This is a genomic window from Candidatus Binatia bacterium (assembly GCA_036493895.1).
In the GTDB taxonomy this organism is placed as follows: Bacteria; Desulfobacterota; Binatia; order UBA1149; family CAITLU01; genus DATNBU01.
On record DASXOZ010000070.1, the window covers coordinates 213,633 to 240,135 of the forward strand.

General features: G+C 64.7%; 26 protein-coding genes. 10 read left to right on the forward strand and 16 right to left on the reverse strand.

Features of this window, described 5'->3' with window-relative positions; genetic code table 11:
- The first annotated feature begins 102 nt into the window (after positions 1-102).
- From VGK20_16285 to VGK20_16295, 3 genes are read left to right on the forward strand one after another with little or no spacing between them, the layout of a single operon-like run.
- Entirely contained in the window at positions 103-2,169 is a 2,067-nt protein-coding gene (locus tag VGK20_16285) for a carbon starvation CstA family protein (GenBank protein HEY2775600.1), read from the forward strand.
- Positions 2,166-2,363 carry a hypothetical protein gene (locus VGK20_16290; GenBank protein HEY2775601.1) on the forward strand — a complete coding sequence of 66 codons (198 nt, stop codon included), beginning with the start codon at positions 2,166-2,168 and terminating at the stop codon, positions 2,361-2,363. The genes VGK20_16285 and VGK20_16290 overlap by 4 nt, the downstream gene beginning before the upstream one ends.
- Before the next feature lie 7 nt (positions 2,364-2,370).
- Positions 2,371-3,450, forward strand: coding sequence for a phosphotransferase family protein (locus VGK20_16295; GenBank protein HEY2775602.1), 1,080 nt, complete (start codon positions 2,371-2,373; stop codon positions 3,448-3,450).
- Between the two features lie 24 nt (positions 3,451-3,474).
- Here the strand turns inward: VGK20_16295 and VGK20_16300 are convergent, their stop codons facing one another.
- From VGK20_16300 to VGK20_16310, 3 genes are all read right to left on the reverse strand, one after another.
- Complete coding sequence (locus tag VGK20_16300; GenBank protein ID HEY2775603.1) at positions 3,475-3,870, reverse strand: type II toxin-antitoxin system VapC family toxin; 396 nt, start codon at positions 3,868-3,870, stop codon at positions 3,475-3,477.
- Positions 3,867-4,124 (reverse strand): type II toxin-antitoxin system VapB family antitoxin, encoded by a 258-nt coding sequence (locus VGK20_16305; GenBank protein HEY2775604.1) that lies wholly within the window; start codon positions 4,122-4,124, stop codon positions 3,867-3,869. Before VGK20_16305 ends, VGK20_16300 begins: the two co-directional genes overlap by 4 nt.
- A 182-nt stretch (positions 4,125-4,306) precedes the next feature.
- Positions 4,307-5,197 carry an N-acetylmuramic acid 6-phosphate etherase gene (locus tag VGK20_16310; protein HEY2775605.1) on the reverse strand — a complete coding sequence of 297 codons (891 nt, stop codon included), beginning with the start codon at positions 5,195-5,197 and terminating at the stop codon, positions 4,307-4,309.
- 61 nt (positions 5,198-5,258) lie between these two features.
- On the opposite strand from VGK20_16310, the gene VGK20_16315 reads away from it, so the two are divergent.
- Positions 5,259-6,128: a BadF/BadG/BcrA/BcrD ATPase family protein gene (locus VGK20_16315; protein ID HEY2775606.1), complete on the forward strand. Its 870-nt coding sequence runs from the start codon at positions 5,259-5,261 to the stop codon at positions 6,126-6,128.
- A 164-nt stretch (positions 6,129-6,292) separates the two neighbouring features.
- Here the strand turns inward: VGK20_16315 and VGK20_16320 are convergent, their stop codons facing one another.
- Positions 6,293-7,222, reverse strand: a complete 930-nt coding sequence (locus VGK20_16320) for an NADP-dependent oxidoreductase (protein HEY2775607.1) — start codon at positions 7,220-7,222, stop codon at positions 6,293-6,295.
- 106 nt (positions 7,223-7,328) lie between these two features.
- A complete protein-coding gene (locus VGK20_16325; GenBank protein HEY2775608.1) occupies positions 7,329-7,706 on the reverse strand; it encodes an amidohydrolase family protein in 378 nt (125 codons plus the stop codon).
- 96 nt (positions 7,707-7,802) lie between these two features.
- Between VGK20_16325 and dgcA the strand changes: the two genes are divergently transcribed.
- On the forward strand, positions 7,803-8,825 hold the full coding sequence (gene dgcA / locus VGK20_16330) for an N-acetyl-D-Glu racemase DgcA (protein HEY2775609.1): 1,023 nt from the start codon (positions 7,803-7,805) through the stop codon (positions 8,823-8,825).
- A gap of 277 nt (positions 8,826-9,102) precedes the next feature.
- On the opposite strand, the gene VGK20_16335 is transcribed toward dgcA, so the two are convergent.
- A complete protein-coding gene (locus tag VGK20_16335) occupies positions 9,103-9,969 on the reverse strand; it encodes a hypothetical protein (protein HEY2775610.1) in 867 nt (288 codons plus the stop codon).
- 347 nt (positions 9,970-10,316) lie between these two features.
- Between VGK20_16335 and VGK20_16340 the strand changes: the two genes are divergently transcribed.
- Positions 10,317-10,766, forward strand: coding sequence for a YaiI/YqxD family protein (locus tag VGK20_16340; GenBank protein ID HEY2775611.1), 450 nt, complete (start codon positions 10,317-10,319; stop codon positions 10,764-10,766).
- A gap of 86 nt (positions 10,767-10,852) precedes the next feature.
- Positions 10,853-11,404 carry a YaeQ family protein gene (locus VGK20_16345; protein ID HEY2775612.1) on the forward strand — a complete coding sequence of 184 codons (552 nt, stop codon included), beginning with the start codon at positions 10,853-10,855 and terminating at the stop codon, positions 11,402-11,404.
- Between the two features lie 201 nt (positions 11,405-11,605).
- Here VGK20_16345 and VGK20_16350 read toward each other — a convergent pair whose 3' ends face one another.
- The 5 genes from VGK20_16350 to VGK20_16370 form a co-directional block, all read right to left on the reverse strand.
- Positions 11,606-13,762, reverse strand: coding sequence for a hypothetical protein (locus tag VGK20_16350; GenBank protein HEY2775613.1), 2,157 nt, complete (start codon positions 13,760-13,762; stop codon positions 11,606-11,608).
- A 644-nt stretch (positions 13,763-14,406) separates the two neighbouring features.
- A complete protein-coding gene (locus tag VGK20_16355) occupies positions 14,407-14,862 on the reverse strand; it encodes a DUF6496 domain-containing protein (GenBank protein ID HEY2775614.1) in 456 nt (151 codons plus the stop codon).
- A gap of 84 nt (positions 14,863-14,946) precedes the next feature.
- The gene (locus VGK20_16360) at positions 14,947-15,327 is read right to left on the reverse strand and encodes a hypothetical protein (GenBank protein ID HEY2775615.1); all 381 of its coding nucleotides are present in this window, start codon (positions 15,325-15,327) and stop codon (positions 14,947-14,949) included.
- 107 nt (positions 15,328-15,434) lie between these two features.
- Positions 15,435-16,043, reverse strand: coding sequence for a membrane-associated protein (locus VGK20_16365; protein ID HEY2775616.1), 609 nt, complete (start codon positions 16,041-16,043; stop codon positions 15,435-15,437).
- Between the two features lie 387 nt (positions 16,044-16,430).
- On the reverse strand, positions 16,431-16,820 hold the full coding sequence (locus tag VGK20_16370) for a hypothetical protein (GenBank protein ID HEY2775617.1): 390 nt from the start codon (positions 16,818-16,820) through the stop codon (positions 16,431-16,433).
- A gap of 298 nt (positions 16,821-17,118) precedes the next feature.
- Between VGK20_16370 and VGK20_16375 the strand changes: the two genes are divergently transcribed.
- A complete protein-coding gene (locus VGK20_16375) occupies positions 17,119-18,918 on the forward strand; it encodes a hypothetical protein (protein HEY2775618.1) in 1,800 nt (599 codons plus the stop codon).
- 354 nt (positions 18,919-19,272) lie between these two features.
- Positions 19,273-21,198 (forward strand): PAS domain S-box protein, encoded by a 1,926-nt coding sequence (locus tag VGK20_16380; protein HEY2775619.1) that lies wholly within the window; start codon positions 19,273-19,275, stop codon positions 21,196-21,198.
- A gap of 9 nt (positions 21,199-21,207) precedes the next feature.
- Here the strand turns inward: VGK20_16380 and VGK20_16385 are convergent, their stop codons facing one another.
- Positions 21,208-21,444, reverse strand: coding sequence for a hypothetical protein (locus VGK20_16385; GenBank protein HEY2775620.1), 237 nt, complete (start codon positions 21,442-21,444; stop codon positions 21,208-21,210).
- Positions 21,445-21,584: 140 nt separating this feature from the next.
- Between VGK20_16385 and VGK20_16390 the strand changes: the two genes are divergently transcribed.
- Positions 21,585-21,839, forward strand: coding sequence for a DUF1330 domain-containing protein (locus tag VGK20_16390; GenBank protein HEY2775621.1), 255 nt, complete (start codon positions 21,585-21,587; stop codon positions 21,837-21,839).
- A 248-nt stretch (positions 21,840-22,087) separates the two neighbouring features.
- On the opposite strand, the gene VGK20_16395 is transcribed toward VGK20_16390, so the two are convergent.
- The 4 genes from VGK20_16395 to glmU form a co-directional block, all read right to left on the reverse strand.
- Positions 22,088-22,516 (reverse strand): nuclear transport factor 2 family protein, encoded by a 429-nt coding sequence (locus tag VGK20_16395; protein HEY2775622.1) that lies wholly within the window; start codon positions 22,514-22,516, stop codon positions 22,088-22,090.
- A 51-nt stretch (positions 22,517-22,567) separates the two neighbouring features.
- On the reverse strand, positions 22,568-22,837 hold the full coding sequence (locus VGK20_16400) for a UBP-type zinc finger domain-containing protein (GenBank protein ID HEY2775623.1): 270 nt from the start codon (positions 22,835-22,837) through the stop codon (positions 22,568-22,570).
- A gap of 10 nt (positions 22,838-22,847) precedes the next feature.
- Positions 22,848-24,569, reverse strand: a complete 1,722-nt coding sequence (locus VGK20_16405) for an FAD-dependent oxidoreductase (GenBank protein ID HEY2775624.1) — start codon at positions 24,567-24,569, stop codon at positions 22,848-22,850.
- Between the two features lie 104 nt (positions 24,570-24,673).
- Positions 24,674-25,993 carry a bifunctional UDP-N-acetylglucosamine diphosphorylase/glucosamine-1-phosphate N-acetyltransferase GlmU gene (glmU, locus tag VGK20_16410; GenBank protein HEY2775625.1) on the reverse strand — a complete coding sequence of 440 codons (1,320 nt, stop codon included), beginning with the start codon at positions 25,991-25,993 and terminating at the stop codon, positions 24,674-24,676.
- Positions 25,994-26,503: the final 510 nt, after the last annotated feature.

The following is a 26,503-nucleotide window of genomic DNA, read 5'->3' on the forward strand; positions in this document are numbered from 1 at the left end:
AGGGTCGGCGGCGCCCAGCAGGCCGCTGCGCGCGCGCCGGCCCGTCCAATACGCAGCACCGGGTTTTCGCTCCCGGCGGGCGCCCGGCTAGAATCGGCCGCCATGAACGGGACCGCCGCGACGACGCGCGGCAGCCTTGCCGGCGCCGTCGCGTGGCTGGCCGTCGCCCTGCTAGGAGCTTCGGCCCTGGCCGCCATCGCGCTCCACCGCGGCGAAACCATTTCGAGCACCTGGTTCCTCGTCGCGGGGCTCTGCACCTACGCGATCGGTTACCGCTTCTACTCGGCGTTTCTCGCCAGTCGTGCGCTCGCCCTCGACGACCAAAGGCCCACCCCTGCGCACACTCGCCGCGACGGCCGCGACTTCGTCCCGACCAACCGCTGGGTGGTCTTCGGCCACCACTTCGCGGCCATCGCCGGGCCCGGGCCGCTGGTCGGACCGATTCTCGCCGCGCAGTTCGGCTATCTTCCTGCATCGCTCTACATCGTCGTCGGCGTCGTGCTCGGCGGCGCCGTGCAGGACTTCACCGTCCTCGTGGGCTCGATGCGCCGCGGCGGGATGAGTCTCGGGCAGATCGTCCGCGAAGAAATCGGCCCGGTCGGAGGCGCAGCGGCCACGGTCGCCGTGCTCGCGATCATGGTGATCCTGATCGGCGTGCTCGGCCTCGTGGTCACCAACGCGATGTTCGGCAGCCCGTGGGGAACGTTCACGATCGCGGCGACGATTCCGATCGCGCTGCTGATGGGTGTCTGGATGACGCAGCTGCGGCCGGGCCACGTGATGGAAGCGTCCATCGGCGGTCTTGCGCTCGTGCTGCTGGCCGTATGGGGCGGCGGCTACGTGCACGATCACGAATCGCTTCGAGTCTGGTTCGATCTCGGCAAGCCCGCCATTGCGCGCTGCCTGATCATTTACGGGTTTACCGCCAGCGTGCTGCCGGTGTGGCTGCTGCTGGCGCCGCGCGACTACCTCTCGGCGTTCATCAAGATCGGAACGATCGCGCTATTGGCCGCGGGCCTTCTGCTGGTCAGGCCCGACGTGCAGATGCCGGCTCTTACCCGCTTCATCGACGGCACCGGCCCGGTGTTCGCAGGAAAGCTGTTCCCGTTCTGCTTCATCACGATCGCGTGCGGCGCGATCTCGGGATTTCATGCGCTGATCTCGAGCGGCACGACGCCGAAGCTTCTGGATCGCGAGAGCGACGCCCGCTTCATCGGTTACGGCGCGATGCTGATGGAGAGCTTCGTCGCGCTGATGGCGCTGATGGCCGCTACCGTGATGGAGCCCGGCACTTATTTTGCGATGAACGCGCCGGCGAGCCTGATCGGCACGACTGCCGCGGAGGCCGCAGCGAAGATCTCGCAATGGGGCTTTACGCTCGACCCCGCATCGTTCGAAGCGCTGACTCGCCACGTCGGCGAGAACACGCTGCTGTCGCGAACCGGAGGAGCGCCGACGCTGGCCGTCGGCATGGCCGAGATCTTCTCGCGCGCGCTCGGCGGCGACGCGATGAAAGCGCTGTGGTACCACTTCGCGATCATGTTCGAAGCGCTGTTCATCCTGACCACGCTCGATGCCGGCACCCGTGTCGGGCGCTTCATGATGCAGGACCTGCTCGGCGGCTTCTGGGAGCCTCTCGGACGCACCGCCTCGCTGCCGGCCAACGTATTTTCTTCGGCGCTGATCGTCGGCGGCTGGGGCTATTTCCTTTACCAGGGCGTCATCGATCCTCTCGGCGGCATCAATTCGCTGTGGCCGCTGTTCGGGATCGCCAACCAGTTGCTCGCGGCCACGGCGCTCACGGCCGTGACGACGCTGTTCGTCAAGTCCGACCGGCCGCGCTACGCGCTGACGACGTTCGCGCCCCTCGTCTGGCTGCTCGTCGTGACGATGACAGCAGGGTGGCAGAAGATCTTTTCGCCCGACTTGCGCATCGGCTTCCTGGCCATGGCGGACAGCCTGGCCGCGCAGGCCGGCGCGGGACAGATCGCGGCGGACAAGCTGTCGCAGACGGCGCACGTGATCTTCAATAACCGGCTCGATGCTGCCGTCACCGCGGTCTTCATGCTTCTCGTCGCGGTCGTCGTGCTGGATGCCGCGCGGATCTGGTGGAAGACGCTCTCCGGGCGCCGCGGCCACGGCCTGGCCGTCGCGGAGGTGAGCCTGTGAACGTCGCGCGTCGAGTGCTTGCGGCAACGCGTGGATTTCTTCGCGGGTTTCTGGGAATCACCGAGGCCGACGACGAGCGGCGTCCCGAGCCGTCCTGCACGCATCACGACGATTGCTCGCCAGACCGGGCAGCACCGTCGCTTGCGCGGGCCGCGCTGGTCGAAAGAGCGCGCCACCGCGCGTCCTGCTGCTGAGCATTCGATGCCATCGCAAAGCCGATACGATCCCGAAGAGCTTCGCCTGCGCCTCGAGCCGTGGTTTCGCGACCGGCTCGGAGGCGCGAAGGACCTGCACCTGGACGAGATCACCGCGCCGGGCCTGACCGGGTTTTCCAGCGAGACGATGCTCGTCGACGGGCATTGGAGCGACAACGGCCGCGAAGTGTCCGGCCGCTGGGTCGTGCGCTCGCGTCCCACCGAGCATCCGGTGTTCCCCGAATACGACCTGCACGCGCAGTTTCGCTGCATGCAGATCGTTGCCGACGCGAGCGACGTGCCGGTGCCGCGCGTGCGCTGGTGGGAGCCGGATGCGCAGGTGATCGGCGAGCCGTTCTACGTGATGGATCGCATCGACGGCGAGGCGCCGAGCGACAATCCTCCGTACACGGTGATGGGCTTTCTTGCCGAGGCGGCGCCCGCGCAGCAGCGCGCGCTCTACGAGAAAGAGATTTCGATCCTGGCGCGCCTCCACGCGATCGACTGGAAGAAGGCCGGCCTGGATTTCCTCGATCGGCGCCGCTTCGGACCGGCGGGATTCACGCAACAGCTCGCGTACTACCGCGATTTCCTCGCGTGGGCCTCCGAGGGCCGTCCCCAGCCTACGGTCGAGGCGGCGTTCGATTTCCTCGAAGCGAACGTTCCGCCGGGCCGCGACGTGGTCGTGCTGAACTGGGGCGACGCAAGACCGTCGAACATCATGGTCCGCGATTTCGAGCCCGTCGCGGTGCTCGACTGGGAGATGGCCACGCTCGGGCCGCCCGAATGCGACGTTGCGTGGTTTCTGTATCTCAATCGCTTTCTCAGCGAAGGAGTCGGTGCGCCTGCCCTGCCGGGATTTCCGCTGGATGAAGAGACCGCGTCGCTGTACCGCTCGTTCGGCGGCCGCGAGCTGCACGACCTGCACTATTACCAGGTGTGGGCCGGACTTCGCTTCAGCGTGATTTTCATCCGCATCATCCAGCGGATGCAGAAGCAGGGCGTGCTGGTGCCGGGGTGGAGCGAGCAGAACAATATCTGTACGCAGTTCCTGGCGAAGGTTGGCGGGTTTGCGCTGCCGGCGTGAGCACGATTCCTCAGGCGCACCGCTCTATTCTGCCGCGATCGTTCCAACGTCGGTCTGGGAGAAATCGTCGCCCTTGTAAAGGAGAGGCTCACCCAGCGTCATGGCGAGGGCGTAGGAGAAACAGTCTCCATAGTTGAGCCCGGCTGGATGTCGCCCCTTTCCGAAGCGGAGGAACGCATCGCGGGCGGCATGGGCCTGCTCGGCGTCGACCGGCACCAGTACGATCTCCGCCTTGGCCACGAACAGGTCGAGATCACGCAACCCGTCGCCACCGTACCGCGCGCCGATCACGATCGACGTTTCGACGAAGGTGGCCGTGGAGATGGAGCGTGAAGCCGCGGCCTCGATGGCTGCGTTGAACGAGCGCCGCTCCGGTTCGTCCTGCAGGATCGCGAGAAGCGCCGAGGTGTCGAGAATCACCCGCGCGGCAGTCCGTTGTCGTCGTAGCCGAGAATGTCCTCGGCCGATCTGCTGTCGAGGACCGGCAGCGACGCGCAGTGCGTTGCGATCCGGTCGAGTTCCTCAGCGAGGGGGCGACGGGAGCGTTCGCGTCGAACGCGGGCGAGTCGATCGCGAAGAGCCTTGGTGACCGCTTCGGTCTTGGTCTCGCCCGCCAGCTTCGCCAGGTCTTCCGCCAGACGTTCCGTTTCCGGGTTTCGGATGTTCAGTGCCATTTTCATTACACCTACACTACATACTACACGTAATGACTGAGCAGGCAAGCCATCATGAGCTGGTTCAGCCAACGACTGGGACCTATTGCAAAAGCGCGACCCGAGTGCGCGGGCAAGGCACCGAATCGAAAGGCTTTCTCAGGTCGTCGCGAGTTTTTCTCAGAACATCCTGCGACCTCGCCTCACCGTCGTTCCGATTTCTCCTGCTCGATCGCGTTGCGAAGGTTCCCACCCACGGCTCGCAGCAATGTCGCGCCTTGCTGCGGGCTTCTCCCAAGGGCAATCAGCACCGCCAGCTTGATGTCGCTCCCCGCCTGTTCGAGAGCGCTCGCTGCGACCGAATCTTCGACAGCGGCGGCGTGCGATACCATCTTCACGGCACGATCGCGCAGCTTCCGGCTCGATAGCCGCATGTTGATCATCAGGCCCATGTGGACGCGCCCGAGGCGCAGCATCACCGCGGTCGAGAAAAGATTCAGGGCGATCTTCTGCGCCGTTCCGGCTTTCATCCGTGTGGAACCGGCGATGACCTCGGCGCCCGTATCGAGCAGGATGGGATGATCGACTGCCTCGAGCAGCGGCGTTCCCGCGTTGCTCGCAAGACCGACAGTCAGCGCGCCCGTCGCCGCCGCCGTTCGAACGGCGGCCAGAGTGTAAGCGGTGCGCCCGCTGGCGGCGACGCCAACCACCACATCCCAGGAGGTCGGCGCGAGAGCATGCGTCGCCGCCTCGGCAGCCGCCATGTCATCCTCCGCGCCTTCGACACTGGACCGCAGCGCATCCGGGCCGCCGGCGAGCAGGTAGGCTACGCGGTCCCAATCGTAAGTCGGACCCAGCTCCACCCCATCCTGCACCGCAATTCGCCCCGAGGTGCCGGCACCGACGTAGATGAGTCGTCCCTGCGAGCCGCTGAGCCGCTCCGCTGCGTCTTCGGCCGCTTCGGCGATCGTTGAGGACTGCGACTGCACGGCGGCTACAGCGGCAAGCTGGTCTTCGAGCATCGCCTGCACTGCGTCATGGGTCGTCCAGAGGTCGAGATCGGCAAATCGGGCGCTGATATCTTCGGTCGGCAAGTCAGCGTCTCCTCACGGATGTTTGTCCTGCTATCATCATTGCTCACTATCCGAGCGGATGATGCCACTCTACCTGGGAATAGACGCCGGCGGCACCCACACGCGCGCACGGTTGGTCTCGGACAGCGGAGACGTTCTCGGCGCCGGCGAAACCGAAGCCGCCAATACGCCGGCCGGTCTGCCGCACGCACTGCAGGTCATCGAGGAAGCTTACAGCCATGCTGCCCGCCAGGCAGGAATCGCAGAGACCGGGCTCTCGTCGATTCACGCAGGCATCGGCATGGCCGGACTGAACCGGCGCGGAGTTCTCGACGGTCTCAAGGCACATTCCTTCCCATTCAAGTCCACCGCCTTCGCAAGCGACGCTGCGATTGCCAATCTCGGCGCCCATGCAGGACAGGATGGTGCGATCGTCGTTGTCGGAACGGGAAGCATCGGCTTCGCCCGTATCGGCGATGAGATCGTCACGGTAGGCGGCTATGGATTTGCGGTCTCGGACGAAGGCAGCGGCGCCGAATTGGGTCTGCGCGCGATCCGCCGCGCACTGTGGGCGCGCGACGGACGCATCCCGCACACGGCACTCACCCGGGAATTGCTCGATCACTTCCATGGCTCTGCAGGCGAGATCGTCGATTGGACCGCGCGAGCGACTCCCCGCGACTATGCGGCGTTCGCACCGATGGTCATGCAACACGCAAACCAGGGCGATGCCACGGCCGAGCTGATCGTGCAGGAAGCGGCGCAACGAATCGGAGCGGTGATCCGCACCATGCTGGAACGCGGCGCTCCGCATTGCTGCCTGATGGGCGGCCTGGCCCCGCACTTGCGCGACTGGCTCGCCCCCAGCATCAGGGCGCGCCTGCGCGAGCCGCTCGGCGACGCGTTGGATGGCGCGGTCCTGCTCGCCCGCACGCGCGCTGCGCAGACATAAAGCAGAAAATGGAGATGAACCCCCCATGGCCGTGCAAGTGGAGCCGGCACCCGACCTTGCGTCGGAACCCCTGCGCGAGATCGCGTGGAACCGCCACGGCCTCGTGATGACCTGACCCGCACGTCGAACGGCCGAACCGCCGAGGCGATTGCGGACCTGCGGCGTCAGCCCGGGGAGTCGAGAACCCGGACGACGGACTTCCCGCGCAATGGCTTCGCCTCGAAGGCCTCACGCGCGCGGGCGAGCGGAAAGACTCGATCGACATCAGGCCTGAGGATGCCTTCGTCGATCCACTTCGCGAGATCTTCGAGCTGGATCCGGTCGGGCTCGACGATGAAGAAAGCCGATCGTACGCGCGGATCCTTGGATGTCGTCCCGTCGTTGCTGATCGTCACGAGGCGGCCGCTCGGACCGAGCACTTGCCAGGAGCGATCGAGCGTTTCGCCGCCCACGGTATCGAACACGAGATCGACGTCGCTGACGGCGCTCTCGAAGGCCACCGCCCGATAGTCGATCGTCTCTTGAGCGCCGAGTTCACGCACGAGTGCTTCATTGGCGGCGGAGCAGGTCGCGATCACGTGGGCGCCGCGCCAGCGGGCGATCTGCACGACGAACTGCCCGACCGCTCCGGCGCCTCCATGAACCAGCACCCGGTTGCCTTTGGCGAGACGACCGCGGTGGATGAGGCCCTGCCAGGCCGTCAGCGCGGAAATGGGAGTGACCGCGGCGGACAGCTCGTCGAGCGAATCGGGCCTGGGAACGACGAAGTCGGGCCGCGTGACGCAGTACTCCGCGAAAGCGCCGTCGCAAAACCAGTCGTTCAGCCCGAACACCCGGTCACCGACCGATACACCTTCGGACCTCCCGCCGACTTCGACGACTTCACCGGAGAATTCGTGCCCGGGAATGATGGGAAACGGCCGGGGCTGCGTGAGGCGCGTGAACCAGGTCGGAAACCATTCGAGCTCGCCCGGCGTCACGCCCGCCGCATGGACGCGAACGAGGATCTCCCCGGCGCCAGGCTTCGGAACCGGCGCGACCTCGTAGCGGAACATTTCGGGACCGCTCCGCTCGTGAATTCGAATCGCCTTCATCTGCACCCGCTGTGGTGTGTCCCGGGCAATCGCCCGTGGTCTCTATACGTGCCTGGTCCAGAACGATTCAAGAGCGAACGCGAGGCTTGGCCGGCCTCTGCAGGGGTCAGAGCTCGCCCGCTATCCACGTTTCGACGACATTGTTGTCCACATCGAGCAGCACGAGATCCGCGCGAAGTCCGGGCCTGATCGCGCCCCTTTGCTGCGAGAGCCCGAGTATGTCGGCAGGCACCGCGCTCGCCATCCGCACGGCGGTCGCGGTATCCACGCCCATCAGGCGCTCGGCATTGCGAACCGCCGCGGCCATGGTCAGGTGCGATCCGGCCAGCGTTCCATCGGAGGTGACGCAGCGGGCACCCTCGTCCGGGCACTCGCGCGACGGGAGCACATCGAGGACGCGGCCGCTCTCCACCACCACGCAGCAATCCTGCCGAAACCCGTCGGGTGTCAGCACGCGCGAAGGATGAAGTGCGACCTGGCTCATTCTATTGCTTCTCCACCCGGTGGCTTATCGATCTTCGATGAGGGATGTCGAGATCGCCAGCTACCCGATCGAGACTGCGTTCCAACGGATTCAGCGATGATCGAAGACACGTTCCGACTAAGCAGCGCCCGCGCGTATCGCGAGACCTGGCCGCTCGCGACACCTTTCGTCATTTCCCGCGCCCGAGCGGATACGACCGACCTGCTCGTCGTCGAGGTCCAAGAGGGCCAGTGGGACGGCCGCTGCAGGGGACGCGGCGAGGCCTGTCCGATCCGGCGCTTTGGGCAGGGTATGGAGAAGGCGGTTGCCGAGGCCGAAGCGATGCTCGCCGCACTGCGGGGCGGAGCCGACTGGTCGAAGCTGTACGACCTTTCTTCCCCCGGCGCCGCGCGCAACGCGGTCGACTGCGCCCTGTGGGACTTGAGGGCCAAGCGTGCCGGCAAGCCGATCTGGGAACTGCTCGAGTTGCCGGAGTGGCAACCGGTGGAAACGGTGTTCACGATCAGCGTCGCCGCGCCCGAGGTCATGGCTGCAGCGGCGCGCGACGCCGGCCCCTACCCCATCCTCAAGATCAAGCTTGGCGGAAGCGACGACGATTCGCGCATCCGCGCAATTCGCGACGCCGTACCGGACAAACGGCTGATCGTCGACGTCAACGAGGGTTGGACTCTCGCCGAGCTTCGGCGATGCCTTCCCGCAATGATCGACGCAGGCGTCGAGCTGATCGAACAGCCGCTCCCGGCCGGGCGTGATCAGGAGCTCGCCCAGCTACCCCGCGCGGCGCGGGCGCTTCCGATCGGCGCGGATGAATCCTGCCATGTCGCTTCGGACGTCGATCGGCTGGTCGAGCTTTACGACGTGGTCAATATCAAGCTGGACAAGGCGGGCGGGCTCACCGAAGCATTGCGCATGCTCGATCGCGCGCGCTGCGCCGGGCTCGACGTCATGGTCGGCTGCATGCTCGGAACGTCGCTCGCGATGGCGCCGGCGATGATCCTCGCGCAATCGAGCCGCTTCGTCGACCTCGATGCACCGCTGCTGATCGGGACCGACCGCACTCCCGCAATGGTCTACAAGGACGGCATCGTCTTCCCGCCCTCGCCGGAGGTTTGGGGCTGAATGAAGTTGACATTGGCGCTCGCGCGCCGTTGCTGACCATCGATACAGAGCGCACGTCACCCCAAGGAACTTCAGCCAGCGAGACGAACAATGACACGTTCGTCTCTGTCAGGTCTGGCGCGAGCCGGCGCCGCGCCTCTGACCGCGAAGCTGAACGCGAACGAATTGCGCATTCGTTCCCGGAGGAGGCACAACGGTCGCGTGGAGTACGACTGCGAGAACTGCGAATAAGCCGCGCTTTTGACTCGTCGCGGCGCCCAAGTCTGGGCCCCGTCATTCAGTCCTGACCGCAGACGTGCCAGCTCGGTGCCGCGGGATCGTCAGTGAACCGAGCGCTCGTCCCACAACTCGAAGTCCGCAGTCGAGGGCGATGGACGCCCTGGATATCGGCGCAAGGCTCTCCGTATGGTGCGATGCAACTTCCGGTGATCGACGAACCAGACGCCACCAGCTTGCCAGCGAACATGCCCAGGTAATTGCTCCCCGAGATTGTGGAGTTGACGAAATTGATCCGGCCGAGCGCGTAAACCGCGTCATAGTTGTTCCCGTCGAAGGTCGAGTTGCTGATCGTTCCGCGCCCCACGTGCGCGCCTTCGCCGGTGTTGTTCGTCACGAAGCAGGTGTCCATCGTAAGCTGCCACCACACCACGACGCCGTAGTCGTTGCCTGCTACTGTGCAGTTGCTCAGGTTGGCGGAGCCGGTTCCGAAGAGTCCCATGCCGGTCCAACCGGTGATGTGCGCGTCGGTGATCGTGATGGTATCGGTCTTCAGCGACGTATCGCTGTAGACGCCGGTATTGTACCAGGTTTCCGCCGGCAGACCGGGCGACGATACGATCGCTCCCCCACTACCGGTTATCGTGCAATTTCCCTGGCAGTGGATCCCGCCGCCAAACGCGTACCCCGAACCGGATGTTCCCCGCGAAGGCGTGCCAGTCAGAATGTGGCCTGCCAGGTCGAGACTCCCGCCGGGCGTGATCGTCACGGCCCAGCCCGAGCTTGAGCTGCAATCGAGGTCGGCCGCCAACACGGCGTTGCTCACCGTGCTGCCGCAGGTCGTGAGCGTGTCCGGGCTGGCCTGCGCAGCGCGCGAGCCGGCGACCAGGACGATTGCGACAAGAATGGCGAGAATGGCACGTTGCATAGAATCCTCCGGACCGGTTGCCTCAGCCTAGCACTGTGCCGCGGCTGCTGGCGAGGGCGGGGGCTTCATCCCAGCCAACTCAGCTCGGGCACACAGCGCCGGTCCGACCAAGGCCAACCAGGGATGATCGGCAGCGTGCGCGCTGGCTCTGGGAATCGGTGCAACGAACGATTGGGGACCCCATCATCCCGGAAAACTCCGGTTGGCCGGCCGTCCGTCGTGGACCGGATCAGCCGCTTGCCGCGCTATTCGACAGTGCCCGAGGCCATGCGCCTGAAGCGGTCACTCGCGCAGCCGTCGCCGCGCCGCAGTTCGCTCCTGGTCGCCGCAACGTTGTAGATTCGCAGGTGCTGGAAATCTTCGTCGATGCCGACGCGTGCCCGGTCAAAGAAGAGATTTACCGGGTAGCCAGGCGCTGCGCGCTGCCGGTGAGCCTGGTCGCCAACAGTTTCGTCGCGACTCCGCCCGACGGGTTGGTTCGCCTTGTCACCGTTGGCGCGGGCGATGACGTGGCCGACGACTGGATCGCCGGTCGCGCCGGCCGCGGCGACATCGTGATCACGGCCGACGTGCTGCTGGCGGCCCGCTGCCTGAAGGCCGGCGCACGCGTCGTCGATCCGAAGGGGCGCGAGTTCACCGACGATTCGATCGGCAGCCAGGTGGCCGGTCGCGAGCTGTCGCGCCGCCTGCGCGAGTCCGGCGTGAAAACCGACGGCCCGGCGCCGATGACGGGCAAGGACCGCGGCAGGTTCCTGAACACGCTGGACACCGTGATCCAGTCGATCCGCCGCCAGTAGTCGCGATGAGTGCAGCGCCGATGCCGACGCGATTGCAGCTGGACCCACGCGTGCGACGCAACTGACGCGCGCGCGACGGAGATGCAGTGGCAATCAAGGCAACGATCTTCAAAGTCGATCTCAGCGTCGCGGACATGGACCGCGGCTACTACGGGTCACACGCGCTGACGATCGCCCGGCATCCGTCGGAGACCAGCGAGCGAATGATGATCCGCGTGCTCGCCTTTGCGCTGTGCGCCGGCGAGCGCCTGGAATTCGGCGGCGGAGTCTCCACGGCCGACGAGCCGGACTTGTGGGAGCGAAGCCTCGACGGCCAGATCGAACGGTGGATCGAGCTGGGTCAGCCCGACCCACGCAGGATTCACAAGGCTTGCGGACGCGCCGGGCGTGTCGCTGTCTATCTGTACGGAGGCAACAAGGCTGCAACCTGGTGGGAACAGGAACGTACTGGGCTCGAGCGCCACGACAACCTGAGCGTCACTCTGCTCGCGGCTGAGCAGACCGCAAGGCTGGCCGAGCTTGCCGACCGCGGCATCTCGCTGCAGTGCAACATCCAGGACGCCGAAGTGTGGATCATGCGCGAAGCGCAGACGGTCCACCTCACGCCGCGGCTGCTCTTCGGCAGCGCCGCTGTCTGAGCGAGCGCGTGGTGTGCCAATATTGCGCCGAACGCTACGCAGCCTCTCGATAGAAACTTTCGGCGCACCACCGCGCCGGTCGCGGGACGCGACCCGGCCGGACTTCCCGCGCTCGGGAGCGGGCTCGAGTCCGTTACCAGCAAGATCCCGTTGATCGTATTCCTTCGGCCGCGCCCGCCACTTTGCAATCCAGCGATCAGCTCACGGTATGCATTCCGACTGCCCGCCGTTATCGATCAGTGAGTAGCCGGAGTCGCAGTAGGCGCACTGCGAGTTCAAGGCGTTCGTGCAGGTGACCACGCTCGCACAATGGTCGACGGTCGTGCACGACGGGCAACTACTCGGCAGCCCCGGCCCCGCCGCGAGATAATGACCGAGCTGGCAGGTGGCGCACAGGGAGTTCGTCGAAGTGGTGCAGGAACTTACCGAGAGGCACCAGGCAATAGCCGAGCAGGTCGGGCAGGTATCGGTGGTCAGCCCTCTGTCGAGATAGCGACCCGCCTGGCAAAGCGGACATCGCGAGTTGCTCGCGCTGCTGCACGTGGGCTGGGCCTCGCAACCGCTGATGGACGTACAGGCCACACAAGCCGATGCGCCGCCGGACGAGTCGAGATAGTATCCGATTTGGCACTGCGAACATTTCGAGTCCGAAGCCGTCGTGCAGTCGATGCTGGAGACGCAGTGGTCTACGCCCGTGCACTCCTGGCACACGTCGCTCGCACCCGAGGAATCCTTCCAGAACCCCGATTCGCAAGTCGGGCACCTCGAGTCGGAAGCGCTGTCGCAGGTTGCCTGCGCCGCGCAGTTCTCGACATCCGTGCATGCGACGCACACGCTATGGCCGGAAACCTGGGCCGGGTAGTACCCATCCTCGCAGGCCGAGCACTGCGAGTCGCCGGCCGTCGTGCAGGTGATGGGCGTCTGGCAGAAATCAACCGGCGTGCACGCGTCGCAATGGTCGGACGCGCCGCTGGAATCTCTCCAATAGCCGGCGTCGCACGTCGAGCACCGCGAATCGGTCGCGCTCGAACACGTCTCCATCCCCACGCAGTTCGCGACGTCCGTACAGGGAACGCAGGTTCCGCCGGACGGGAAGTAGCCCGGGTCGCACCCCGTACACTGCGAGTCCAGCGCGTTGGTGCACGTCTCACTCGCACAGTGATTGACAGGTGTGCACGACGGACAGGCGTCGGCCGGGCCGGACTCGTCGAGGTAGCGACCCGCCTGACACGATGCGCACTGCGAGTTGGATGGATCGGTACAGACAGCAGTCGTGGCGCAACCCACGATGGACGTGCACGTCGGGCAGCGATCCGCCATTCCGGACTGGTCGAGATAGCGACCGGACTGGCAACTGGTGCACTGGGAGTCGGTCGCAGTCGTACAGGAGGTTGGCGAGACGCAGCCGGGAATCCCCGTACAGGCCGGACAAGACGATGCGCCGCCGGACGACGTGAGATAGTACCCGGTTTCGCACTGCGCACAGTTCGAGTCCGAGGCCGTCGTGCAATCGATGGCGGAGACGCAGTGATTCACGCCGGTGCACTCCGGGCACGCGTCGCTCGCACCCGAGGAATCCTTCCAGAATCCCGGATCGCAGCTTGGACACCTCGAATCGGCAGCACCGCTGCAGCTTTCCTGCGCCGCGCAATGAACGACGTCTGCGCAAGGAACGCACGACCCGCCGGACGCGAAGTAGCCGGAGGTGCACTCGATCGTCGTCGTGGTCGTCGTCGTCGTAGTCGTCGGCGCGCTGCAGCTCGCATTGAGGACACCATCGTCGAATGCATCGCAATCGGCGTCCAGGAGATCGACGGCGCGAAGCGAGAGGCACACACGGCAGTTCACTCTTGCGTGAATACAATCAGCCAGCGGCTCACCGCCAAGTCCGCTGCACCCGCCGGGGAACGCACCCGAGGTCACACCACCGGCATCGCATCCAGCGCCAATGGCCGTGGCCAGCCTGGTGGCGAGCTTGCCCAGTTTGCCGTCCGGCGCGCTCTCGGCCGCAATCGAGTGGTGCGCCGTGACATCGCTGATACAGCGAACGATGTCGGCAGCCGTCGCTGCCGTGCCGAGCACCGTCTTCTCGCACGAGACAAACGATTTGCGCTCGCCATCGGCAAGTTTCTCCGCCTGCACGAGCACGTTCATCTGACACTTGCACTGGGCCTTGTGGACGCTGCAATCGGGAAGAGCAGCATCGAGATTGCCGCCGAACACGTCACGGAGCATCTCGATCTCGCCCATTTGCGACGCCGAGTTGGTCGCATCGGGTCCCGAGTACCCGAATGCGGGAGTCGGCGAAGTGCAGAACTTGAGATCGTCCGCCGTCGTGTCGGCTTGTTTTGACGACACTTTCCCGCCCGCGTCGGCCGTGAGGCAGGACTGTGCAGTGCCAGGGAGCTTTCCCGCCTGGGCCGCCACGACGCACGCCAACTGATCCTTGCCCTGCGCGAGCGCCACCGCCGCGCCCGACCTGTTCATTGCGGCGACACACGATTGCTGGGTTGTAGTGAGCTGTGCCTCAGCTGAAGCGGCCAGCGACAGCTGCAGCAAAACCATCGCGACTCGCTTCACGAAACACCCCCCGTCCGCGGCTTCCCCGGTGTCGCAAAGCCGATGGCAACGAGCCTTATCAACACGTCAGGTTCAATTCTGTCAATACCTGATTGAGCGTCGCTCTACCTCGCGCTGCTCGCCGCCACGCAGATGGGCCTGCGTGCCGGAGGAAGGCCGGAACACCGCGATAGACGGGCCGCTTGTCAGGCCGTCGCGGATGTTCGGGATGATCCCAGTCGGGGGGAGTCAGCACCTTTCCGGAGCCAGGGGCTTCGGTGAAAGCGTTGCGGCCGCCAGCCCGCCAAGCGGAGTTCCGACGGCTGCATCGCGCGGTTTTCGTGCGCGCCAAGCTCGAATGCGCGGCGTCCGTTCCGGCCAATCGACGAAAACCCCGACCTCCGGACTCTTTGCGCTGCCGCATCCTCGACGACGGGGCAACTTCAGCCTTTCGACTTTTTCCTCGTACGCGCCGCCTTGCGGGCTGCCGCAGAACGGTCGCTCTTGCTCCGCGAGGCCGCTGCCGATTTCGCCTGCTTCGATAGCGCCGCCGCGGAGGCGGTCTTTCGCGGCTCGCGCTGAAGAGCTTTGGTAACCGCACGGGCACGCTTCGGTGAGGCGCTCTTGCCGGCCGCCTTCTGGCCCTTCTCCACATCGCGCTCGGCGTGCTCACGAGTGTCTTCCGAGGCTTCACCTGCTTGCGGAGCCGGCAATTTCACTCCCGCGCGCCGCGCTTTCGAAAGGCCGATCGCAATGGCCTGCTTCGCGGATCGCGCGCCGTGTTTGCCTTCGCGCACATGATGGATTTCCTCGCGTACGAATTCGCCGGCCTGCGTTGACGGGGACTTGCCGCTGGCCTTGTCTTTTCGTGCGCGCTCGATTGTCTTTTTTTCGGGCACGGCTGTGACCTCCTGTAACGTCACGCCTGTGTCAGCCCGCGAAGGCGGGCTGACACACTTCGCAAAATTTTTGTCTGGTTGCGGTCACCACAGATCCCGCCTCGATTGTGCGACGAAACGTGAGCGGCTTTGTTCGCGGCGCGTGAATTCTCTGAATCGGGACGTTCCCTCTCCTTGGGGAACGACGCGATTGCGCGCTGGTGGCAGCATGCAACCTTCCGCAACCAGCGCGCTCGCGAGCATCACCTGGTCGATGTCCTGATGGTCGCGCCAGGTGCGCTGGCGCCGGTGCTCCGCATCGAGCCGGAACGGGACGATCTTGTCGGAAAGTGATGCGTACGCGGACAAAGCAGCCGCACGTTCACAAAACTCCGCGGGCAGCCTTGCGGCTTTGCCTTGGTCCGCGACAAGCTCGATCTCGGCGAGTCCGATCGCCATGCCGAGCTCAAAAAATTCGAGACGCATCGACGCAGGTCGCAGAAGTCGTCCCGACGCGAGAAGCGCGCGAGGCCTGCAGTCGCCGCGCGGCAGAGCTTCGCTCAACGACGACTCGAGGACACCAGGCTGCCGAGTCAGTCGTGCCGCGGAAACATCCGGCTGAGCATCCAGTGCGTCGGCCAGTATACGAACACCGGAAGTACCACCATCACGACAACGAGATAGGCAGCCGGTGAAAGTGCATGCTGCGGCCTGGCTCCGGGACCGAACGCCCAGTTGATGTTCTTGTCCGGATCCGTGAACAGCCACGTGACGACGAGCACGATCCATGCGAGCACGATCTGCAGCGGCAGCGCGCGGCGGTCATAGCCGAGCACCGCAAGCACCCACAGGAGCGTTGCCGGCATGCCGACGTGGAAGATCGCCGACAGCCATTTCACGCGCCGTGTCGTTTCCGGATCCGTCATGTACGCCGCCAGCCCGATCGGATCGGAGCCGATCAGCAGCCGGCAGAGGAGGCTCACCAGCCACGCGAACTCGAGCATCAGCACCGCCACCGACATCGTGCTCGCCAGCAGGCTGCTCTCGAGCCACAGTGCAGGCACCGTCGCCAGCAGCGCGATGTCCGAGAACCACAGGAAGTTCGCCGGGCCATTGTCGATCCACCAGATGGGGACGAGCACGACGACGAACGCCGTGTAGAGAAGCTTGAGCCAGATCGGCAGGAGATCCGGACCGGTCATCGCCCTTACGATCTATCCGGCCGGGCAGTACGGGAACAAGGACAGCAGCGGATCAACGAGACGCGGGCCTCGAAATCGCGGGCGAACCCGGCGGCACATCGATCGTTTTCCGAAAAATGGATTTTCCATGCACCTGATCGGGTGCGATCCCACAAGACTCCGGCCGGCCAGCCAGACCTTGCCACACGGCCTGTGCCTTGACCGAGGCTCTGCTGTGATGTCGAGCACCGGGCGCGCTCGCCCTTGCCCTTCGCGTCATCGAGTTCCTCTTTCACTGGAATCCGAACGGACAGAAAGAGACTGCTTCGCCGTGCAAACCGCGAAGAGCCCTGCCCGCTTGACTTTATCGGACCGCCCCAGCGATCGGAGTGCCTTGTCCGACTCGAGCTATTCCGCCGCCGCGCACTGCGAAGCGTCGGGAATCGCGATGCTCAGCGTCGTTGGCTCCAGCGTATACGCACCGGCAGATGCCAGGCCGACGGCCGGCAGCAGGAACGTCGCGGCTCCGACGATGTCCGCGATGCCGGCGCCCGACAATCTCTTGCCGAAGGCGCCGCTACCCGCGGAGTTGCCACAGCGTGCGATGACCGTGTGGCTGTGTCGATTGGACAGGCGAAGGTGCTGAGGGGCCTTGCCCACGGGCTCGCCGTCCACCACGAGCTCGGCGCCTTCGTGTGACGCCGTGATGGTCACGTCGGTGTAGCCCTTGGCGGCCAGCGAGCATCCGTGGGCGAAGAGCAGCAGCGCGGCCATCGATGCGCATCGCAGGCTTTTCATCGTGTCCCTTCCTCCGATGGTACGTAACTTGCCATCCCCAACAGTTCCCCGCTGGCCGATGGAGCATTTGTCATACAGCCCCGTTCTTGACCAAGCTCCCCCAGTGATGTTGAGCAACGGGCGCTCTGCCACGTTTTCGCTGCGCCGAATTTTGGCACACGGAGGGGGCGGCGGCTGCTTCAAGGCCCTTTCTCTTCAAACGTTTGCTCTAGACTGACGCTCGGCAAGCCACTACAAACCAGGGAATCGCCGAGCGACGAGAGCCTGGCCCGGAGGGACCCTTTTGAAGCATCCCACGATGAACACCTGGCTGCTGGCTGCCATGTTGATTGCCCCTGTATGGACGGCCTCGGTCGCCATGGCGCAGAGTACCTGCGTTGTCGACACCACCCTCGATACGGACGCGGGCACTCCGCCAGCCGCCGGCTCGCTTCGTTTCTGTATGGTGAGCGTCCGGTCCGGTGACACCGTCGCCTTCGACTCCACGGTCTTCGCCGTCGCGAATGCGGACGCAGACACGGTCATCAACGTGCTGGGTGAGCTCCCGGCGCTCGACCAGGGAAACGTGACGATCGATGCCTCCGAACGCAGGGTGACCGTCAACGGTTCTGGTGCCGGTTCGTCAGCGGGTCTGGTAATCGCATCGGACGGAAATCGGATCATGGGCCTCAGCCTGACGGACTTTGCCGGGGATGGCATCCGCATCGACAGCGGTATGGCGAATGTCATCGGCGGCCCTCGTTCGACAGGCGCAGGCTCAGGACCGAATGGACAGGGACTGCGTCTTTCCGGCAACGGCTCCTTCGGCCTCGAGATCACGGGTGCGGCCAGCAGCAGCAATGTCATCAAGGGCTGCTGGATCGGAGTGGACGCATCCGGATCGGCACCGCAGCCAAACCTTGCGGGCGTGATCATCCAAGGTGGCTCGCACGGGAACACGATCGGCGGCGTAACCGCGGGCGAGGCCAACATGATCGGCGGCAACACGCTCGACGGCATAACCGTCGCCGATACCGGCAGCGACGACAACATGATCATAGGGAACGTCGTCGGAGGGGCAGCGGAAGAGGATGGCCTTGGCGGCCGGTCGTCCGTCGGCAACGGCAGCGCCGGCATCTTCTTGTCACGTGGCACGAACAATACGCAGGTGGGCGGGGATACTCCCGGCTCGGCGAACTTCATCGGGTTCAACGGCTCGAATGGAGTGGAGATTCGTACAACGACGAGCAAATCCAATTCGGTGCGAGGCAACAAGATCAGTAAGAATAAAAAGGGCGGAATCGCGCTCTTCGACGGCAGCAACAACGGCATCGTCGCGCCGACGATCACCAAGGTGCAGGACCTCGGACCGAGTTCGTCGGGGATGGGAACGACGCTTCGGATCGATGGTGTTTCGCCGCAGGACGGCGGCATCGAACTTTTCACGGATCCCGAGAATCAGGGCGCGACGATTCTCGGCCGCAAAGTGGTGACTGCCGGAGCCTGGACGGCGGATCTGGACGTCAGCGACATTCTCGATCTGTCGGCGACATTGACGGACGCTCTCGGCGATACTTCCCGGTTCGGCGTCTTCGGACTCACGGCGGACGATACGGACGGCGATGGAGTGTCGGACGTCATCGAAGGTCTCGCCGGAACGGATCCGGCCGATCCGCTAGCTACCCCGGATTTCGCCGGAGCGATCACTCCGAGCAAGACTTTCATCAAGCTGAATTTCGCGATCCCCGACAACGACTCCATCAAGCTGAAGACGAACGTGATCGTGCCGCCCGGCTTTAGTCCTGACGGCTCGACTCTCGGCGTCTACGTCGCGGGGTATGCCGAAAAGTTCACTCTGGATTCGAACGGAAAATCCTCTTCGGCGACCAGCTCGGTCGCGTTGAAATCGTCGGCCAGCAAGGGACTTCTCGTGACGTTCGTCATCAAAGGCGCTGCGTTGCAGGCGACTCTGGCGACGAGCGGGCTGACGGACAAGACCACGGCGACTGGTGAGCGGTGGGTCCTTCCGATCGCAATCACGACGGGAAGCTCCGTTTCTTTCGCCACGGTCTCGGTGCAGTACAAGGCGAAGAAAGGAAAAACCGGGATCGCCAGATAACCGGCAGTGTCTCACTTTGAAACCGCCTGGCCGCGGTGACGTTCCCCCGGTGCCAAAACTCTGCCGAACGAATCGGGGAGGCATTTCGACGGAGCACCGATCCCGAAGAGACCTTCGCGTCCTACCCGCCTGGCCGCCGGAGCCGGGAGGCATTGCTGGACGTTGGAGAGTCGCAACCGCCGGCCGCGAAGATGCTCGGCGATGGGGCACATCGAGGCCCCCGCGAGCCGGGGCCGGGCATTTTTGTGCTGATCAGCACATGGGCTCACCCCGCCTCGATGCGGCGCCACCCGGCAGAATAATTGCCATGGTACTGGTCAGCGGGCGCAAGTTGTTGTCTGATTGGGGCTCGGCATGGGGATGCCAGTCATCCGTAGAGGCGACGACCAGAACGGCGCCGGGAGCTCGCTTTTCCTGCGGCTGGCGCTGCCGTTCCTGCTGGCGCTGATCTGCCTCGTGGGTTTCGCGGTGGCCGGCATGAGCGTGCTGTCGGCGGTCCGCTCCTATGTGGGCGGTGAGGGGCTCTGGTCGAAGGCTCAGAAAGAAGCCGTCTACCACGTCTTTCGATATGCCTCGTCGCGGGATCCGGACGAGTTCGACGCGTACCGTGCCGCGTTGTCCGTCCCGGAGGGCGACCGGATCGCGCGCGAGGAGCTCGAGAAGAGGAATCCCGATTACCGGATCGCCCGCGACGGTTTCCTCAAGGGTCGCAACGACTCGGCCGACATCGACGGCATGATCGATCTGTTCCGGCGCTTTCGCAGTGTCGAGCTCGTCGATCGATCGATCGCCATCTGGGCGGAAGCGGACACCCACATCGCGAAGCTCTCGAGCCTGGGCGATCAGCTGCACGCCGAGATCGACAGGGATCCGCCACAACAAACCAGGATCGATGCGGCGCTTGCCGCGATCGATCGCGAAGCGGGGATCCTCACTCCGCTCGAAGACGCGTTTTCCTATTCTTTCGGACAGGCTGCACGCGAGATCTGTCGATGGCTGATCGAGCTGCTGTTCGTGGCAACGGCAGTGCTGACGACATGCGTGGTATGGTTCGGGCGCGTCGTGCTGCGCGAACGCGAGCAGCACCAGAACGAGCTGAGCGAGAGCGAAAATCGTTACCGGACGTTCTTCGAGACCAGTCTCGACGCCGTGATCCTCGTCCGACAGGACGGCGAGTTCGAAGCGGTCAACCCTGCAGCCTGTACCGCGTTCGGCTACGAGGAGTCCGAACTGAAAAAGCCCAACGGCGATGCGGCGCGCGCGCAGCTGGACTGCTTCCACCGCGCCATCAAGGAGACGTACCTGACCGGGAATTTCCAGGGCCATCTTCCGTTCCAGCGCAAGGACGGCAGTGTGTTCACCGGAGAAGTTTCCGCGTCGATGTTCAGCGACTCTTCCGGTGAGCGGAAGACGAGCATCATCATCCGCGACGTCAGTGCCAGGATTCGCGCCGAGGCCGAGATCCGTGACCTCAACGCTTCTCTCGAAGAGCGCGTCGTCGCTCGAACCGCCGAGCTGGAAACCGCGAACCGCGAGCTGTCGCTGTTCAATCGCGAGCTCGAATCCTTCTGTTATACCGTCTCTCACGACTTACGCCTGCCGCTGCGTTCCATGAACGGGTTCAGTGAGATCCTGCTCTCCGACTACGCCGAGATGCTCGACGGCCGGGCTCAGGACTACCTCCATCGCGTCCAGCACGCGTGTCACCGTATGGGCAGGCTGATCGACGATCTGCTGAGCCTTACGCGCTACACTCGGCAGAAACTGGTATGGAAAGAAGTCGACGTCGGCGTGATCGCGGCACAGGTCATCGAAGAGCTGCGCGCCGCACATCCGGGGAATGGCGTCGCGGTGGACATTGTCGCGCACCCCCCCGCTGCAACCTCGCTCGGCGACCCGTTCCTGATTCGCGTCCTGCTGCAGCACCTGCTGGCGAACGCGTGGAAGTTCTCAATTCGGGCTGCGCATCCGCAGATCGAATTCGGAAGCACGACGGGAAGCGACGGAACCGTCTATTTTGTTCGCGACAACGGCTGCGGCTTCGACATAGTCTACGCGGACAAGCTTTTCGGCGTCTTCAATCGCCTGCACACACCCGACGAGTTCGACGGGACCGGAATCGGCCTTGCGATCGTTCAGCGCATCGTGATGCGGCACGGCGGGCGAATCTGGGCCGACAGTGCGCCGCAGGAAGGAGCGACGTTCTATTTCACGCTCCCCGGCCCGGCGAAGGTCGGATCGGCGTCGGACGCGACCAGGCAACTGTCCGCCTCGGCCTGATGGGCCCTTTCAACCCGCGAGAGTCCTCACGGCTGCCGCGGCGACGCGAAGCGCATCGCTGTCGCCGGATCCTGGCGGAAGGGTCGCCAGAAGATCGTCGAGCATCGCAGCCGCTTCGGCGAGTGCCTCGGTGCGGGTGAGCGATCGAATCGGAAGTTTCCAGCGGTTGGCAGCCCGGTAGGAGCCGCACACGTGACAGTAAGACCTTCGCTGCGAATGGGCCTCAGTATGTTCGCAGTCGGTCATGTTCGCGTCCCCCGGCCTCGAGACTGGCCGGGGCGTTTGCCTCGGGCTCGAGCGAGCCACCTCTAGTGGACTGGTACTGCCGAGTCCAGACCGGTCATCGAACCGTGGATCATCCTGCTCAGGCGCGTCGCAGCGCAGGCATGACGCCCGTCCTCGAGGCCTACGACGGCTCGTTCGGCTGCGACTTCGTCGTCTCCAAGGTCCTCCAAGGCCCGAGCGATGGGCTGAACCGTGTCTCTACCATCACGTTCCCCGATCGCGCGACGCGGGTGCGGTTCTTCGCCGACGCGCACTATCGCGAAGTGCGCGCGGCTCACTTCGACGGGGCGGTTGCGAAAGCCGTCGTCCTCGCGGAATTCGTCGAGGATCCCAGCCGCACCTGTGGGCGCGTGTGACCCGACTCAAGACGTGCGTACCTCACTGCTCGAAGTGATCCTTCACGCCGCTCAAGCGCTCTGTGAGGCACGCCGCTGAGCTTCTGCGGCGGTGAAACGAACACCTGAAGAATCATCAGCAGACGTGAAGTCATTCCTGACTTCGCCCATCTGCAGCTCCGCACCGCCGCGCGCCCTCTCTCCGGACCCTCGAGACAGGGATGCGCAGAGGCTCGGGGCGGTGCGGCTGTCGCACCATTACCGGCCACTCAGGCCGCTGTTGCTGCCGACGCCGGCCCCTTGCGGAGTGCGCGCGCCAGGACGGCCGTATCGGTGAAGGCCCGAAGGTGCTGCAGATGCCCGTCGCGAACCGTCCATACGTGCGCAAACGGAACATCGACATGCACACCGTGCTCGCGTGTCCTGCCGTCGATGCGTCCGATCGCGACTACCTGGTCCCCGGCGGCGACGAACTCGTCGGCGACGAACCGGACATCAAACGCGCCGTAGAAGCTGGTAAGGAACCGCTCGAGCACGTCCTCGAGACCCTCGAAGTGGCCACAGCCTACCGGCATTCCCTCGGGCTGATCGTAGACCACCCTCGGCGCCTGCAGACCCCGTAGTGCCTCACGATGTCCGGGCACGGTGGCGTCGTAGAAAGCTCGAACTCGCGTCTCGTTGTCTTTCGTCTCGTCCATGGCTCGTGCTCCTTTGTTCCAGTCGCAGTTCCGGTCGCAGTTCCGGTGGCATCAATACTCGGCAAACGCGTCGTCGGGGTAGCAGTACAGCCAGCGTTCCGCCGGCTCGGCCGACGCGATCACCGGATGGCCGGTGGCTTTCGCGTGAGCGGTCGCGTGCCGGCCCGGCGAATCGTCGCAGCACCTCGTCGCTCCACATTCCTGGCAGATTCGCAGGTGCACCCACTCGCTGCCCGTCTTGACGCATTCGTCGCATTGTCGTCGTTTCGGATGTTTGACCGTCGTGATCGCGGAGATGTGCTGGCAGGCTGTTTCCGTCATCGCTCGACTCCTAGTCGTGCAGCGCGCGGTGGACGAACGAGATTGCGATCGATCCTTCGCCGACGGCCGATGCAACCCGTTTGATATTGCCCGAGCGCACGTCACCGACGGCGAACACGCCTGGGCGACTCGTCTCCAGCAGATAGGGCGCTCTCGTGAGCGGCCAGTGGGCGGTGGCGAGATCTTCCTCGGACAGATCGGGGCCGGTTTTGACGAATCCGTGGGCATCGAGCGCGACGCAGCCCGTGATCCAGCCGGTTGCCGGGACGGCGCCGGTCATCATGAACACGTGCCGGATGGGGCGGGTCTCGACGTCACCACCAGGATGATTGCGCCACTGCACCTTTTCGAGATGGTCGTTGCCTTCGAGCGCGACGATCTCGGTGTGGGTTCGCAGAGTGATCGTCGGACTCTGCTCGATGCGGCGCACGAGGTAGCGCGACATCGTCTCGGCGAGACTGCCGGAGCGTACCAGCATGTGCACGTGCTTGGCCGTCTGGGCAAGAAACACCGCCGCCTGGCCGGCGGAGTTGCCACCGCCGATCACGGCGATTTCTTCGCCCGGACAAAGTTGGGCTTCCATGAACGTCGCGCCGTAGTAGACCCCGGCGTTCTCGAACCGCGCCAGGTTCTCGATCTCCGGTCGTCGATAACTCGCGCCAGTGGCGATCACGATGGTTCGGGCTTGCAGGAGCTCACCGGCATCGATCTCGACCGCGTAAGGTTGACGATCGCATGCGAGCCGTACTGCCGAGTTCGCGATCATCACGCTGGCCCCGAACTTCTGCGCCTGCGTGTACGCCCGTCCTGCCAGCGCCTGGCCCGAGATGCCCGTGGGGAAGCCAAGGTAGTTCTCGATCTTCGAGCTGGAACCCGCCTGTCCGCCAGGCGCACTGGTCTCGACCACGAGCACGTCGAGACCTTCCGAGGCCGCGTATACGGCAGCGGCCAGTCCGGCAGGACCCGCACCGACGACGATCAGCTGGCGCATCTGGAGGTGATCAATGGATTCGTTCAATCCCAGACATTCGGCGATCTGGCGGTTGGTGGGATTGCGAAGCACCGACTCGTTGCGACAGATCAGTACAGGCACATCGGCGGCGCTGAGCTTGAAACGGTCGAGCAGTTGCTGCACGTCGGCGTCGCGGTCCAGATCGATGTAAGAGTAGGGATGACCGTTGCGGCTCAGGAATTCCTTGACCCTGATGGTCCCCGAGCAGTGATCCGAACCGACCAGCACGACGTCGCCGATCCCGCTCGCGATCAGCTCGACGCGACGCACGATGAACGCGCGCATGATCAATTCGCCGACCTCGCTGTCGATCTGCACGAGCGCCAGCATCTGATCGCGATCGAGCTCGACGACCTCGCCGGAATCGATCGCGCGGATTCGAACCAGCGACGGCCGCCCCGAAAGCATGGAGACCTCGCCGGTAAATTGTGCCGGCCCATGAACGGTCACGGGGGTCTCGCCGACGCCGGTGCTCCGAACGACTTCGAGGTGTCCCGCCTGGATGACGAAGAACGGTACGACTCGCTGGCCGGCTTCGACCAGAATTTCTCCCGGTTGAAACGAGCGAACCGTTCCGCGAGTTGCGATGCGTTCGATCTGCGCGTGCGTAAGCGTCGGGAACATCCGGTCGACCCCTGGAGTAGAAGTCGTCCGCGGATCGGGAGGATGCGCTGCTGCCGGCGCTGCAGCGATCGACGTCTTTTCTCCGGCCGGTGCCATCGAAGATACGACCTGCTGGAAAATTGGCTCAGATCGTCGTCGAGAGCGAAACGTCGTGCCACCCGGATGCGCATGGTCAAGCTTCGGCCGAAGGAGCGAACGGTTCACCGACTCTCCTTCTTGCGGGAGATGCGAAACGCGGCCGCCCGGCCTGCTTTCTGTTCCTGGCGGGCGCGGCCGAAGGCCATGGCGTCGGGCATCACGTCCTCGGTGATCACGCTGCCCGCGGTCACCATCGCGCGGTCGCCGATTGTGACCGGTGCCACGAGAATGGAATCCGAACCGAGGAAAACATTGTCGCCGATGGTGGTGTGATGCTTGGTGAAGCCGTCGTAGTTACAGGTGATGGTTCCGGCACCGACGTTGCTGCCCGCACCGATAGAGCAATCTCCGAGAAACGCGAGATGATTGGCGGCCGCTCCTTCGCCCATCGTCGTCGCCTTGATCTCCACGAAATTGCCGACCCGGGCGCCTGCACCCACATCGGTGCCGGAGCGCAGTCGTGCGAAAGGCCCGATGGTCGCGCCCCGACGCACCGTACAGCCTTCGAGATGGCTGAAGGCGCGGATCTCGACATCGCGCTCGACCGTGACACCGGGGCCAAACACGACGTGGGGTTCAATGATCACGTCTGCTTCCAGATGCGTGTCGGTGCAGAGGAACACGGTTGCGGGGGCTGTCATCGTCACACCCGCCTCCATCGCGGCCGTCCGCAGCCGGTCCTGAACACTTGCCTCGGCGACGGCAAGATCCGCGCGGGAGTTCACGGGTCGCAGATCGGCCTCCGGCGCCTCCACGGCGGCGACGCGCAGACCTTCGGCACGGGCGAGCGCGACGACCTCGCCAAGGAAAAGCTCGCGCCTGGTGCTTCGGTCGCGGGCTCTGCTCAGCCAGCCGCGCATGCGCGCTGCACCCGCGCACAGTACGCCAGCGTAGCAGAGGTTGTCTCGAGGTTCGGGGGCAGTCGCCTGCTCCGGGGCTTCGATCCGGTCGACGAACCCGTCGCGCTCAACCACGCGACCATGTCGTTGCGGATCGGCAGGGCGGACGGCGAGCAGGGAAAGGCCGACATCCTTGACGCTGAAGCAATCGAGCAGTCGCCGAAGCGTGTCGGGTCGTATCAGCGGAGTGTCGGCGAAGAGCACGGCGACATCGCCGTCGCCGAAAAGGGCTTCCGCCTGCAAAGCGGCATGGGCGGGTCCGAGGCCCTCGTGCTGGATCACGCTCCCGTGGGGCAGGGCCGCATCGGAGACAGCCTGCATATCGACGCCGACGACAACGACGATGCGACTGAACACTTTCTCGCAAGTGGCCAGCAGGTGTTGGAGCATCGGACGTCCGGCAATCATGTGTAGCGGCCCAGTCCGGCTGGATTTCATTCCATGGTTGTAGTCTGCGGCGAGAACGACGGCGGTGGCTGCCATGATGCGAGTAGTAGCGGTGTGGGGACTCCGCTGTCAAAAAGGAAGGATCCCTTACGGGCACTTCGCACGACCGTCGGACAGGTCCCGAGAGATCGAAACCTTCATCGGCTGTCGAGGCCGACGAATTCCGTCTATTGGGAATGGCGCAATCGATCGCAGGACTGGGGTTCGTGACGCAAGTGTGAAGGCCCGGTATCGCGTCGTTACAGAGCAGCGACGATCAGAGGTCCACAACGGCCGCGTTCATGAATTCTTCATTCCGTCGTCCGTTGGAGAAGCGACCTTTCCATGAGCCCGATCTCCGCTTCGGGAGTGGCACAAACAAAGAGCATCTTGTACGCAATGGTATCCCTTCCACCCGAAGGACGAACGGTACGACGCGAGAAGCTCGAATCGAAGATCATCAGTGCGTAACGAAGATCCGCAACGCTCGAATACTTGCCTGGCCGAATCGGGAGGCGTTTCGTAGCGCCCGCTCGACGGGAACACGTCCAGAACTGGAACAAACGG